The sequence below is a fragment of the Allocoleopsis franciscana PCC 7113 genome, assembly GCF_000317515.1.
In the GTDB taxonomy this organism is placed as follows: domain Bacteria; phylum Cyanobacteriota; class Cyanobacteriia; order Cyanobacteriales; family Coleofasciculaceae; genus Allocoleopsis; species Allocoleopsis franciscana.
Genome location: NC_019738.1, coordinates 3118625 through 3132020 on the forward strand (window position 1 = coordinate 3118625; position 13396 = coordinate 3132020).

Annotated in this window: 8 protein-coding genes and 1 CRISPR repeat array; of the genes, 3 read left to right on the top strand and 5 right to left on the bottom strand. The window is 45.4% G+C overall.

All coding sequences use genetic code 11. The annotated features are described in order from the left end of the window. Window positions 1-7 precede the first annotated feature (7 nt). From MIC7113_RS38095 to MIC7113_RS13120, 4 genes are all read right to left on the bottom strand, one after another. Window positions 8-1528 (bottom strand): methyl-accepting chemotaxis protein, encoded by a 1521-nt coding sequence (locus MIC7113_RS38095; protein ID WP_015182643.1) that lies wholly within the window; start codon window positions 1526-1528, stop codon window positions 8-10. Window positions 1529-1635: 107 nt separating this feature from the next. After that, window positions 1636-2829, bottom strand: a complete 1194-nt coding sequence (locus tag MIC7113_RS13110; protein WP_015182644.1) for a chemotaxis protein CheW — start codon at window positions 2827-2829, stop codon at window positions 1636-1638. Window positions 2830-2974: 145 nt separating this feature from the next. Continuing rightward, on the bottom strand, window positions 2975-4135 hold the full coding sequence (locus tag MIC7113_RS38980; protein WP_015182645.1) for a response regulator: 1161 nt from the start codon (window positions 4133-4135) through the stop codon (window positions 2975-2977). Window positions 4136-5020: 885 nt separating this feature from the next. Next, entirely contained in the window at window positions 5021-5368 is a 348-nt protein-coding gene (locus tag MIC7113_RS13120) for a DUF4870 domain-containing protein (RefSeq protein ID WP_015182646.1), read from the bottom strand. A 186-nt stretch (window positions 5369-5554) separates the two neighbouring features. Here MIC7113_RS13120 and prfC point away from each other — a divergent pair, with 186 nt between their 5' ends. Then, window positions 5555-7183: a peptide chain release factor 3 gene (gene prfC / locus MIC7113_RS13125; protein WP_015182647.1), complete on the top strand. Its 1629-nt coding sequence runs from the start codon at window positions 5555-5557 to the stop codon at window positions 7181-7183. Between the two features lie 112 nt (window positions 7184-7295). On the opposite strand, the gene MIC7113_RS13130 is transcribed toward prfC, so the two are convergent. Beyond that, window positions 7296-9317 (bottom strand): M48 family metalloprotease, encoded by a 2022-nt coding sequence (locus tag MIC7113_RS13130; RefSeq protein ID WP_015182648.1) that lies wholly within the window; start codon window positions 9315-9317, stop codon window positions 7296-7298. Between the two features lie 762 nt (window positions 9318-10079). Here MIC7113_RS13130 and MIC7113_RS34205 point away from each other — a divergent pair. Continuing rightward, the gene (locus tag MIC7113_RS34205; protein WP_063822982.1) at window positions 10080-10949 is read left to right on the top strand and encodes a GUN4 domain-containing protein; all 870 of its coding nucleotides are present in this window, start codon (window positions 10080-10082) and stop codon (window positions 10947-10949) included. Between the two features lie 361 nt (window positions 10950-11310). Then, entirely contained in the window at window positions 11311-12615 is a 1305-nt protein-coding gene (locus MIC7113_RS13140; protein WP_015182650.1) for a glutamate-5-semialdehyde dehydrogenase, read from the top strand. 265 nt (window positions 12616-12880) lie between these two features. After that, window positions 12881-13358: direct repeats of the CRISPR family, unit length 37 nt; unit sequence GTTTAAATTCCACTTAATCCCTATCAGGGATTGAAAC. The last annotated feature ends 38 nt before the right edge of the window (window positions 13359-13396 follow it).

Below are 13396 nucleotides of genomic sequence, written 5' to 3' on the forward strand. Positions count from 1 at the left end.
TTCGGGTTTAAACCACAGCCTCCAGATTTTCTGCCGCTTTGTTGAGGTTGTGGGTGGCGTCTTTGACTTGGATAATGCCTGCGGCAGTTTCTTTCGCGCCTAAGTTAATGACGTTCATCGAGGCGACGACTTGCTGCACAGAAACCGCTTGCTGTTTCGCACTTTGGGCAATTTGTTGGGTGTTCAAGAACACTTGGTTAACCGAGTCAGCGATACTGGCGAACACGTCTCCTGTATCTTCCGCCAGTTCAATACCCACCGTGGCTTTCTTGGTTCCTTCATCGGTCACCATAACAGTGGAGTTAATTGCGGCTTGTACTTCGTTTACCAGGGAGTTAATTCGGTTAGCAGATTTCTTACTTTGGTCTGCTAGTTTGCGAATTTCACCCGCTACCACGGCAAAACCTTTCCCCTGTTCACCCGCACGGGCGGCTTCTACCCCAGCGTTGAGCGCTAGCATGTTGGTTTGGTTCGCCAAATCGGCTACGAGGTCGGATACGGTGGAGATTTGCGCGGTTTGTTCTGAAAGGCGGATAATTTGATTAGCGATCGCCGTTACCTGGTCTCTCAAACCCGAAATCCCTTCAATCGTGCGACCCACGGTTTGAGTGCCACCTTCGGCAAGGATTAAGGCTTGTCTGGCACCGGTCGCCGCATTTTCTGCTTGTTCGGCGGATTGAAGCGTAAACATGCCCAATTCTTCAATGGTACCCGTGGTTTCATTCACGGATGCGGTTTGATCCAAAACGGTGCGTTCCTGCTTCTCTACCGTATCGGCAATTCCGGCGGAAGACGAGGCTACCTCTTGAGCGGCGTTGGTAATCGGTTTAATAATCAAACTGACCACATAATTCGCCACGTAATACGAAACGAAAAGTCCGGCACTGATTTCCAGGATTAATCCACCCCAACCCACAATGGATGATAATTGCTGAAGTTGATCTGTTGCTTTTTGTCTTTCTGCTACAAGTTTGTCTTGAGCATCAGCCATTTCTACAAGCTTGGCTCGGAGCTCATCCTGAACCTGCTTCCCTTTATTGGTCAATACATAGGAAACCGCTTCTTTTTCTTTGCCCGCTTTTTTCAGATTAATCGTTTCTTCCAATTCAGTGAATTTTTGTTGGATGAGGGGTTCTATTTTCTCAACCCGTGTCCGCTGGGCAGGGTCGATAATGAGCTTTTTCAATTCTGCAATATTCTCTTGCGAATTTTTTCGTCCAGAATCATAGGGTTCCAGATAGTTGAGTACACCCGTAATTAGATAACCGCGCTGACCCGTTTCAGCATCAACCAAGTCTTTTTCTACCTGCCTCAGTAGCTCTTTTACTTGATATCCTTGGTTTACGGTTTGCTGAGTGTCTGCCGAGTTAGACTTCGCAATTTGAGTCAGAATTGTTGAGATACCCGCTAGGGCGAGTACAATTCCAAAACCGATCGGTACAATTTGACTTACGGTCAAGCGGCGTTTCTTTTTGTGTTCCGCTTGTACGATTTCTTGCTTTTGGGGAATTTGGATTGCTTGCAACATGTTTGTTTCTCCAAGGTAATTCAATGATGGTTTTTTCCAAGACTGGCTCTTGGTACTTCAGCAGAAAAAATGAAAAAGTAAAATTATTCTTTCCGTTTCATTTTTGGTTAAGCTTCTTCATTTACAACTAACTCTCCCTGTGTAAAAAGTTTGACCATGTCCAAAATCTTTAGGTTTTTTTCCTCCAATACAGCCGCTCCCCGGATGTAAGATTCACCCAAATCACACGAAATATTGGGTGGCAGTGTCATATCATCTGAGTTCAGATAGACCATTTCTAAAACTTGATCGACAGGCAACCCGGCAACAATATCGTTAACCTGAACCACAACAGCCTGAGAGTCAATCTTGATTGGGGCGAGAGGGAGATTTAATACCTTCCGAATATCGACTAAAGTAACAATTTCTCCCCGTAAATTCATATTGCCAACGATATGGCTTGGGCAGCCAGGAATGGGAGTTAAATTTGTAATATCGATGAATTCTCTCACTAGTTCTAAGTCCAGTCCAAAGTATTCATTGCCAAATCCAATGACTGCCAGAGGTATGATGTCGTTGATAACTTGTACGTTTTCTAGGGGTGACTTGAGATGATCAGCCCGCTGTCGGAAAATATTCCTTTCTTCGGGAGTTGCATTGGGGAAGTACAGGTCATAAAAGCTAGGGATTGCATTGTGATTTTGGATTTCTTGGATTTCTTTTGGGGGTTGAAGTAATTCATTGAATTCTTCTTTATTTACGCTTTGTTTTTGCTCATGACTTTTATCCTGATTTGGGACAATTTGAGCAGAATCTTCGAGAGCATTAGTCGGAGATGTAGCTATGATATCTAGCTGAGTTTGTGCATCCCAAATCAAGGCCAAGAGGTCATCTGATTCACTCATCAAAGTTTTGATATTGAGCAGTAATATCTGCTCGTTTTCTACCTGAGCAAACCCAGAAATAAATACGGGATTGATATTACTCAGTAACTCATCCTGAATTTCAGTGGTGATATTTTCCGGATTGAGTTCTAATACTTCAAGGACTTGGTGAACGACAAGACCAAAATGCAATCCTTCCCACTGCACAGTGATAACATAATCGCTAAACTTGCAACCTTTTAATGAATTTCCTTGAATTAAATCAAGATGCATCATCGGCAAAAGTTGTCCCCGTAAATTCAGCATTCCAATCAGTTCGATGGGAGCTTTGGGGATAAGTGTTATTTCCGGCAGAGGGAAGAGCTCTTGAACCAGCGGGGCTTCAATTGCGTATTGCTGCTCATGCCAGCGAAATGTTAAGTATTGCTTATTTTCCATTAGGGTATTTTTGAAGAGTGGAAGGGCTGAAAAAATAACTTGAGCAAAATTCTTTTAGCTATTCATGAATAATGCAACATCTTGTTGCAAATCACAATAAAGACAGTCTGTAACAGTTTGCAGATAGCCTCACAAGACTTGGCATTCAAGGCTGCAAACTCAGAGCTTTTGGGTCAACACATTTAGCCACAGTTTGAAGTAGCTGTTTGGGTTCAATCGGTTTAGTCAAATAATGGGTTGCACCGACCATTTGCCCTCGCAGTTTATCGGAAAACTTATCTCTTGCTGTCAGCATAATAATGGGCAAATGTTTGAATTTAGGAATGCTGCGTACCGTGCGACAAAATTCTAATCCATCAATTCCAGGCATCGTAACATCCAGCAGTAATAAGGCAATGGGATTAGTATTAATCACCTTCAAGGCATCCACGGCATTACTAACCAATAACACTTGATAGTTATCGTCCAACGCCCGTTTAATCATGGTTTGCACCACCAAACTGTCATCAACACTTAAAACAATTGGGCGTTGTTTTTGGGTTGCAGAAATAACTTGAGTTTCAGGTATCTCGTTTCTCAAACTAACCCAACCTGATATAGCCCATGCCATATAAGAACGTGCCAATTGTAGAGGATCTTCCTCCAATTGTTCGGCAATATCAATGAGCGATCGCACTCCATTCACCCACTGCCGTAAATGCTGCTGCACTTTACTATCTGTAATAGCTTGCCAACTGATGGGTATAAGCTTAGGAACAGCGTCCATCGAAGGGATAATAGGAGTTAATGTAGCCCATTCTTGTTGGCGCGTCGTGACATCATGCATCAACTTAGCCCAGTCCAAGCCGCGATTATCTTCGCCATAACTGAGGTCAAATGGCACCGTGGTTTCTAACTTTAACTGTCCAGGATGAGGCAAGGCTTGCTCTAATACTTGCACAACTTGAGTATGAACAATGGCTTCAATTTCTTCCCATTTGAACACCCGTATCCGCACAATTCGTTCTAAAAGTTCTTGAAACGATGAGGGATTTCGTAACTTTTGCATCGTATATTTAATCGCCGTATCAGCAAAGCTATGATTCAGTTTAATCCCAATCATCCGGGCAAATTCTTGATTATTATGGGGAATTTTTAAACCACCGTAAATAATCTCTCCATTATTCACCACAAAAACACGAGTTCTTGGTTTTTGGTCAGGATTTACGATTGTTTTAATATAAACAGTTCCACTAACATACTCATCTTTTAAATTTTTTAGAAAATTTACTAATTGACCCGCTTGATACGATGATGCATTTAGCATTATAAAAACTGTCTCCCTAAAGATTTGCCATATTTCTGTTGAGAAAAATACGGCTCTCACCATGAAAAATGTGTCTCAATTTGCCTAATTGTTGGCAGCAACAACTAGCCCTATTTCTCTAATGGCTGCAAAACTCTCTTACAGGATTTTGCTAGCTTGCAGAAAAGGGAATAGTAGAGGCTAGAGTCAGATTGGCATCCAACGTTTGATCAGTTATCAAAATTTGTCCTAGATTTTTCTCTAGTTGGAATGAAACGTTAGAGAAGATCTAAGCAGAATCCATCACTGATGAAATTGAAGTTAAAAAAATAGATAACCCTGGTGTATACAATCCCTAGGACGAATGAATTAAGACAACTGTGGCTGCCAGCCTACTTCTTTTTTCCTAAGGATGTCATCCCATGCGCTATACCTTATGTATGACGCGTATTACACCTGTATAAATGCTATTTCAATTAATAGAGATAAGCAATACATTTTAGAAAGTTTCATTAATTATTTATAGTGTTTGCGTAGAAAATAGTTTCTAAATATTTTTGGGTCAGCCAGAATAAACAGTCAAGAGTAATCCTGATCACCCATGGGACTGGCTATCTATATCAAATTAAGTGACATCTGCCATAAGATTGATTATTAATCTATGTCTTATGATAGATGCCATGTAAAAGGTAATGTAAGTTCAAACTGAATAGGCGCTCCGCTTCGCAATGAGGAAAGCTCATCACCTGAGGATTTAAAAAGGAGCTTTACAATCTTTATGGGTGATTCATACCATTTCATTAAAACCTCCTAAATCCCTATGCATAGATGTCAGCAGGATTTAGGAGGTTCTATGAGATTATTTGTTATCTGTTCATCTGGCTTCGGCGCTTGCTACTTACCGCCTCAAATTACATGAAAGATAAACGGATAGCGGTAAGCCTGAATTGGATTGCCTAAAGCTTGGATGATTGCAAAAATGGGTGGAACCCAATGGAACAAAAAGAATATCGGCCCCAGGATGAATCCCAACAATCCCAAGGTCAGGAATGCTAATACGCCAATAATCGCTTCATAAACCCACACATTCAAGTGAAAATTAATGGCTTCTTTGGCGTTGTCCTTAACAACTGGATCTTCGGATACAAACAAGATTGCGATCGGAATCGCCACCGACACCACCACCGAACTAAAAAAGATTGAACCATGACACAGTGCTGATAAAAGCTTGCGTTTGTCCGGGTCAAATTCCATAACACTCACTCCCTAATTCCATCAAAGCTGGCTGACTTCTCATCACGACTTTATCACGCACCTTGATTCAAAGAGGTGGTAAATGCCGTCCTGCCTGGGGGAGGGAATCCTCCGAGAGTTTTAAGGACTGGCTTGGCGACGGACTTCTATAATATGTGTTGGTAGTTCCTTCATTGTGCTTTTTTGATGTCCACTGAACTTCAGACTGAACTGCAAGCTGCTGTTGAACGTCGGCGCAACTTTGCAATTATTTCCCACCCCGACGCGGGTAAAACAACGCTGACCGAAAAGCTGTTGCTTTACGGAGGTGCAATTCACGAAGCCGGTGCAGTCAAGGCACGTCGATCACAGCGTAAGGCAACGTCTGACTGGATGGAAATGGAGCAACAACGGGGAATTTCGATTACCTCGACGGTGTTGCAATTCGAGTATCAGGGATGTCAAATCAATTTACTCGATACGCCCGGTCACCAAGATTTTAGTGAAGATACCTATCGCACCTTAGCAGCAGCCGATAATGCCGTGATGCTGATTGACGCCGCTAAAGGTTTAGAACCCCAAACCCGGAAACTGTTTGAAGTCTGCCGACTGCGGAGACTGCCCATCTTCACCTTTGTCAACAAACTCGACCGTCCAGGGCGTGAACCGTTGGAACTGCTGGATGAGATTGAACAGGAATTGGGATTGCAGACTTATGCCGTCAACTGGCCGATTGGCATGGGCGATCGCTTCAAGGGTGTCTTTGACCGCTGCCATCAGCAAATTCACCTGTTTGAACGCAGTGCTCACGGGTCGCGGGAGGCGAAAGATACCGTGATCAATTTAGGTGACCCCCGGATCGAAGCGCTGCTAGAGCAAGACCTTTACTACCAACTCAAAGAAGAATTAGAACTCATTGAAGGCATTGGCCCCGAACTGGATTTAGAGCAAGTTCATCAAGGTCAGATGACGCCGGTGTTCTTTGGCAGTGCGATGACCAACTTTGGCGTGCAACTGTTTTTGGATTCCTTTTTGGATTATGCCCTTAAACCCTATGCCCGCAACTCCTCAGAAGGCACAATTCCCCTAGAATACCCAGAGTTTACCGGTTTTGTGTTCAAATTACAAGCGAACATGGACTCGAAGCACCGAGACCGAGTGGCATTTGTCCGCGTTTGCACGGGTAAGTTTGAAAAAGACATGACCGTGAATCATGCCCGCACGGGTAAGATTGTGCGCTTATCCAGACCGCAAAAACTGTTTGCCCAAGACCGAGAATCCATTGATGTGGCTTATCCGGGTGATGTGATTGGTCTCAATAATCCGGGCGTGTTTGCAATCGGGGATACCATCTACAACGGGAAGAAATTAGAGTACGAAGGGATTCCCTGCTTTTCTCCAGAACTGTTTGCCTATCTGAGAAATCCCAACCCGTCTAAGTTCAAGCAATTCCACAAAGGGGTTACCGAGTTGCGGGAAGAAGGGGCGGTGCAAATTATGTACTCCGTGGATGAAGCCAAGCGTGACCCGATTTTGGCTGCCGTGGGACAACTGCAATTTGAAGTGGTGCAGTTCCGGATGCAAAATGAGTACGGCGTCGAGACTCGTTTGGAGGCATTACCTTATAGTGTCGCCCGTTGGGTCACTGGCGGCTGGGATGCCTTGGATAAAGTGGGGCGTTTGTTCAACACCGTGATTGTCAAAGACAACTGGGGGCGTCCGGTGCTGTTATTTAAGAATGAATGGAATTTGAACCAAGTGATGGAAGACCATCCAGAGTTAAAGCTGAGTGCGATCGCACCCGTGGTTTCCGGTCACGAACCTGTTTCCTTGTAATCTCTCTAAGCACAATCTTAGAGTACATCTGTAGGGGCGAAGCAGTTGGGCGATAACCGATAAATTAATAAAGAAGATTTTCTCACTAAATGCTTCGCCCCTTCCCCTAACTCTATCCGGGTAGACCAATCACCAGTAAAACTACACCCAATAGCATCGCCGCCCCGCCAAAGATAAACGACCAGAGACGGTGGAAACTATTGACAACGGTTCCACTTTCGGTAGTGAACTGAGTCAAATCCACCCAAGGCCCAACACCGCGCCGAAACCAACCTGTCACACCAACCTGCGCCCCTAATAGATTTTTCACCCGCTTCATGCCAAACCAGAAATTCCCCAAAGGGCCAAAGCGAGAGGCATAATGCAGGAAAATCAGACCCGTGCGGTCTTGGAGTTTCAAGTCAGACCCAAACTCATACCCGGCATCGCCGCGCCCCATCAACTCACCTTGTAGCTTGACCGGCTTACCCCGCAACGGACTCGCGTAGGGGTCAGACATTAACTTCAACACATCCGATTCCGGTGCTTCTTTGAAGTTGGGGAACATCACAAAGGTGCGGATTAAGGTTCCTAATCCCAATCCCAAGATTGGCAAAGCCACCAGTGCCATAGGTATCGTTCCCGTTAGCACAATCCCCACTGCCAAACCCACAAACAACCCAATCGGCATCGCCGAGAAGATGACTAAATCCAGGACAAAGCTACCATAGAGCTTTTTCTTACTCAGGCTTTTCCCCTCTCCCACCACGCGCCCCATGTCAAACTCCGTGGGTAAACCCAACTGTTCGGCATAGGTACTCAAGGCACGAACCCGCTTGCCGGTTAGGGGGTGAGTCGAATTCAACTCCATCCACCAACCCCAAGGGTTAAACAAATCCCACAAAAAGACTCGACCGAGTTGGTAGGGTTTAGCGGCAACCCGGTAAGCAGTACCCGTACTAGCGGCGGCTTTGTGGTCATAAATTCCTAAGGCGCGAGTGCCTTCAATCAGACGGCTGGGTTCTGAGGAGTGTTTGCCTTCTTCTAAAATCCCGTAAGCAATCTTCACCAAGGCACGAGAAAGGGCGTTAGGATTACCCGTGGTTTCTGCTGCAAAGTGGTCGGCAAAATACTCTCGTGTCCGGGACAGGTAGAGAACTAAGTAAGTCCCAATGATATAAAACGGATAGGCAACCAAGGCAGCCGTCCCCGCCGCATCTTTCAGCTTATCGTTGCCGCCCCGACCGAAGCGTCTCGCAAAGTTGTAAATCAGGTAGGTGATTTGCACTAATGTGGAGGCTAACGTCATCACCGCAAAGTCCCAATGGACGATGTGTCCTAGTTCGTGGGCGTAGACGGTGGCAATTTCATCATCATCCAGGTAGGTAAATAATCCCTGACTCACCACGAGACGGGCGCTGTTGGGTAATGCGCCATAGGTAAAGGCGGTGGGGTTCTGGTCGTCGATGATTCCCAGTCGGGGGGTTTTGAGTTTTTTCTGTTGACAAACCCGCCCAATGACTCGCGCCGCTTCCGGACTTTGACGCGCCACCTCGTCGAGGGAAACCCAACGGGTGTTGTATAGCCATCTCTGGGTTAAGTCCATCAGGAAGGGAGAGAGGAAAAAACCCGCAATGTTAAAGATGACGGTAATCCCTAAGGCGATCGCTAAGCCGGTGGTAGGGTCGTGACTATCCAGGATAAACACCAGAGCTAAGGATAAGACCAACACCATGCCGATTAGCAAGGAAACGGTGACGCCAGAAGCCAAGGCGAGATTGCCTGCCACACTCGCCATTGTTAGCTTCACACCCACTTGAGTGGCGCGGCTGGCTTTTTGGATGGCATGGGACGGCTGTGGTATGGGTGAGGGAGAAGGTGCTGATTCGGCTGTTTGAGTACTACTGAGGGAATTGAGAGCATTCATCGCCCAACTGCTGACTTGGGGGTTTTCATTCGTACTCAAATCTTTGGCAAGTGCGATCGCTTGTTCTGTATCGCCCAGACGATGATAGGCTTTCACCAATCCTACCTGAGCTTGAATATACCCTTTAGAGCCTCGTTGGGTGTAATACTGACAGAAATCTTGCAGGATTTGAACGGCATCTCGATAACGTCCTTCATTTAGGGCATCTAATCCAGCTTGGAGTGACATAGACCTCTCCGTTCAAAAAAATGGGTATTGAGTCAATCAATACTTAGTAATACAAGCGTCGTCACGGAGAATTCGTAAAAATTCAAAAATATCTTGAACCTCCAGCTAGAGAACTGGTCGGGGATGGTCTTTGTTCCTGATGATTGAGTTTTTCACCGGATGGAATGGAGACTCCCCAAAAAGTCAAGCAAAATTACTTATCATTAACCCAAGCTGATGCCAATTAATCATTAAAATTGGAAGCTATCTTTCTCTCAAATCTTTAAACTATTTAACAAAAATTAAAATGGAATCGCCAAGAAAACGCTTTGGTAAAAAGAGCTACAATTCTTGGTAAAAATAAACGTAAGAATTAGAAAAAGATTGCCCATCAGTAGAGTCAGTCCAATTGAAATTGACCACTACCGAGATTTAAGATACGGCTTGGTTCGATAGATGAGGGGCGTGGTTGAGAACCACTATTAATTAGACTTTTGCACAGAAGTGAGTGTCAGCTCAGATTTTTAGAGCATTGGCATTGCTTAGATCTAGCGCTCATGATTAACTAATAAATTGTGGTTTGTAAAGTTAGAAGGGCGACTGGTTGAGTTAATTCTTAAAGATAATCAGGCAATCGTGAGACTGTTAGGGAAACGTTGAAAAAAGTACACTATTGCTAGCTCTCAAAAGGTGCGATTGCGCTGCACGCATCATTGCTCTTGAGTCGAGAGCAAGGGGATCGCATAGGAACACACAAGGATGGAGAGGACAAAATAAAGACCCATGACAAATCATCTCAACCAACCTCGTCCCGGCAACTTCCTTCTTCGTGAGCAATCCTCATCAACAGAAATGAGTTGCTTAATGGGACTGGAAGAATTAAAGTCGCATTTGAGCAGTAAATCCAAGGAAACTCGAATTGCTGTACTCTCCGAGGCGCTTAAATGCGGTCAGCCTGGAAAAAATTGGATTTTTCAGATTCTCAAGCATGAGACTGGCCCTGTGCAGTGGGGCGCGTATGATGTGCTTTGGGATAGTGCCAATGAGAGTACTCGACAAAAGTTATTGCCCTATTGGCCTTTGCATTCAGAAGTTGGGGTAGACTACACCCGCCTGCGGGACTTGTTGGCAGCCGGTCAGTGGAAAGAGGCGGAAGGGGAAACCAAAAAGGTCATGCTCAAAGCAGCAGGACGCGAGAAGGAAGGTTTACTCGACAGAGAAGCGAGTGAAAATTTTCCCATCGTAGACCTTCGTACCATTGACCAGTTATGGGTTAAGTTCTCAAAAGGGCGCTTCGGATTTAGCGTGCAAAAGCAGATTTTGCAGCGTCTGGTGGGAGAGGAGAATGTCAACCCAGAAACGTCAGAACGCCGTCGCGTTGCTGAAGACTTTAAAGTACACATCAATGAGTTTGGTGAACAGGTAGGATGGCGCATGGCGGGAAATTGGTTGAACTTTCGCGACCTGATGTTTGACACCTGTGCACCGGAAGGACACCTGCCTTCACCTAGTTTTGCCACTCCTTGCAATGGCAATGAGGGGGAAGAACAACAACCTTGGGGACGGTGGTGTGTTTCGTTTTGTTTTGGGGGGATTAAGTGTGGGGTGTTGTTTTTGGGTTGGTGGTCTTTGCTTTCACGGTTAGACTCGTAACCCCTCCCCATCCCTCCCCGCAACCGGGAGGGAGTAATACTAATTCACTCAATGCTTGCTACAGATAGTTTTCTTGTTCCCCCCTTGATAAGGGGGGCTAGGGCGTGTTTTCAAATTTCTCTGTCAGATTTAGATCCCCCTAAATCCCCCTTGTAGATCCCCCTCCCGTCCCCCTTAAAAAGGGGGAAGCCAGAGGATGCTTCGCTTTTGATTTAACGGGGACTTTGATTGGATTCTCCCCCCTTAATAACCGGAGCTTTAGTGAGGGGGGCTGGGGGGGATCGAACGAAAAGTAGGTTATTAAGAAGGGTCGGCATGGTGCTAAAATTGGGGGTTACATGTCGGTATCTGCTCTAAAGCCATGACCGCTTCTCCTGTTGCTTCCCTCCCCCTAACCGCGATCGCTAAAGCTACTCGTCAAGCTGCACGGCAGTTGGCGGTACTCCCCACTGAGGCGAGGAATCAAGCGGTGGAAGCGATCGCCCAAGCCTTAGAAGCCGCGACTCCAGAAATTTTGGCGGCAAATGCGGCGGATTGCCAAGCGGCACAGGCGGAGGGGATTGCGAAACCTTTGTATAATCGCCTGAAGCTGGATGAGACGAAGTTGAAAGCGGCGATTGAGGGGGTGCGCGATGTGGGGAAGTTGGCTGATCCCGTGGGTACGGTGCAAATTCAGCGGGAACTGGATGAAGGATTAATCCTGAAGCGGATTACCTGTCCGGTGGGGGTTTTGGGGATTATTTTTGAAGCGCGTCCCGATGCCTTGATTCAAATTACCTCCTTGGCGATTAAGTCGGGGAATGGGGTGATTCTTAAAGGGGGCAAAGAAGCGATTCGTTCTTGTGAAACGTTGGTGAAAGCGATTCATCAAGGATTATCGACAACGGCGGTAGATGCGGCGGCGGTGCAATTGCTGACAACCCGAGAAGAAATCCGGGCGTTGTTGCAGCTTGATGAGTATGTGGATTTAATTATTCCTAGGGGATCGAATGAATTTGTCAGGTATGTGCAGGAAAATACGCGCATTCCGGTTTTAGGTCATGCGGATGGTATTTGTCATCTATATATAGATCGGGCGGCGGAACTTCAGAAAGCGGTTGAGATTACGGTGGATGCGAAGACGCAATATCCAGCGGTTTGTAATGCGATTGAAACGCTGCTGGTGCATTCTGCGATCGCACCAACTTTCCTACCCCTAGCGGCGGCGGCTTTACAAAAACGGAATGTGGAGTTGCGCGGGGATGAGGTAACTTGCCAGATTTTGGAGATGGCGGCTGCCACTGAGGAAGATTGGTCTACGGAGTACAACGATTTAGTTTTGTCGATTAAGGTGGTAGATTCTCTGGAAGAGGCGATCGCACATATCAATACATACGGTTCTCGGCATACGGATGCAATTGTTACCGAAGACCCAAATATAGCGGATACGTTTCTCAATCAGGTGGATTCGGCGAATGTGTTTCACAACTGTTCTACCCGTTTTGCGGATGGTTTCCGCTATGGTTTTGGCGCAGAAGTGGGAATTAGTACCCAAAAGATGCCGCCGCGTGGGCCGGTGGGGTTAGAAGGGTTGATTACTTATAAGTATAAGGTGACAGGGAATGGTCACATTGTTGCTCCTTACGCGGGTAAGGATGCTAAGCCGTTCACTCATCGGGATTTTTAGGTTTTTTGGCTGTTTTGGTGACAACCAGTAGGTGTTTTTTGGAGGGGGTTCAAAATTGGGGCTGTATTCCTTATCCCACAAGGGTTTTAAGTCTTTGCCCTTCTCAGGGGTGTGTCACGGTTTCTGAAACCTTTGATATGGCTAGATTTCAGCGGATTTTTTATTTTACTCTTGTCATCCTTTGGCTCTGGAATGCTACTATAAGAGGTGTCCGTCACCAACGTACCTTGAAAACTAAATATAGTAAGGGTTCTGGATGCCTGCGGTTTAAATTCCACTTAATCCCTATCAGGGATTGAAACTTGCTCTATAAGCAGGTGCCTCGCGCCGATGTTGAGTTTAAATTCCACTTAATCCCTATCAGGGATTGAAACTTTACTGGTTTAAGTAGTTCATCAGAGGCAAATTGTTAGGTTTAAATTCCACTTAATCCCTATCAGGGATTGAAACTAAAGACTGTAAGGGATATTGAGTAATTATACTCAGCTAGTTTAAATTCCACTTAATCCCTATCAGGGATTGAAACATAATGTTATCTCTGACTTATCAAGCTTGTATTTGTTTAAATTCCACTTAATCCCTATCAGGGATTGAAACACATTGAATAGGAAGAGAAAAACAAAGACGGATTCAGTTTAAATTCCACTTAATCCCTATCAGGGATTGAAACTTTTAAGTACGTAAGGTGCATTCATTTTTACTTCACGTTTAAATTCCACTTAATCCCTATCAGGGATTGAAACAAGCTTACACCTAAACAACAAACTAATCTCTTCGGTTT

Excerpts from the sequence above, each read along its gene's own strand:
- MIC7113_RS38095 (WP_015182643.1), bottom strand. The coding sequence starts at position 1,528 with ATGTTGCAAGCAATCCAAATTCCCCAAAAGCAAGAAATCGTACAAGCG.
- MIC7113_RS13110 (WP_015182644.1), bottom strand. The coding sequence starts at position 2,829 with ATGGAAAATAAGCAATACTTAACATTTCGCTGGCATGAGCAGCAATAC.
- MIC7113_RS38980 (WP_015182645.1), bottom strand. The coding sequence starts at position 4,135 with ATGCTAAATGCATCATCGTATCAAGCGGGTCAATTAGTAAATTTTCTA.
- MIC7113_RS13120 (WP_015182646.1), bottom strand. The coding sequence starts at position 5,368 with ATGGAATTTGACCCGGACAAACGCAAGCTTTTATCAGCACTGTGTCAT.
- prfC (WP_015182647.1), top strand. The coding sequence starts at position 5,555 with ATGTCCACTGAACTTCAGACTGAACTGCAAGCTGCTGTTGAACGTCGG.
- MIC7113_RS13130 (WP_015182648.1), bottom strand. The coding sequence starts at position 9,317 with ATGTCACTCCAAGCTGGATTAGATGCCCTAAATGAAGGACGTTATCGA.
- MIC7113_RS34205 (WP_063822982.1), top strand. The coding sequence starts at position 10,080 with ATGACAAATCATCTCAACCAACCTCGTCCCGGCAACTTCCTTCTTCGT.
- MIC7113_RS13140 (WP_015182650.1), top strand. The coding sequence starts at position 11,311 with ATGACCGCTTCTCCTGTTGCTTCCCTCCCCCTAACCGCGATCGCTAAA.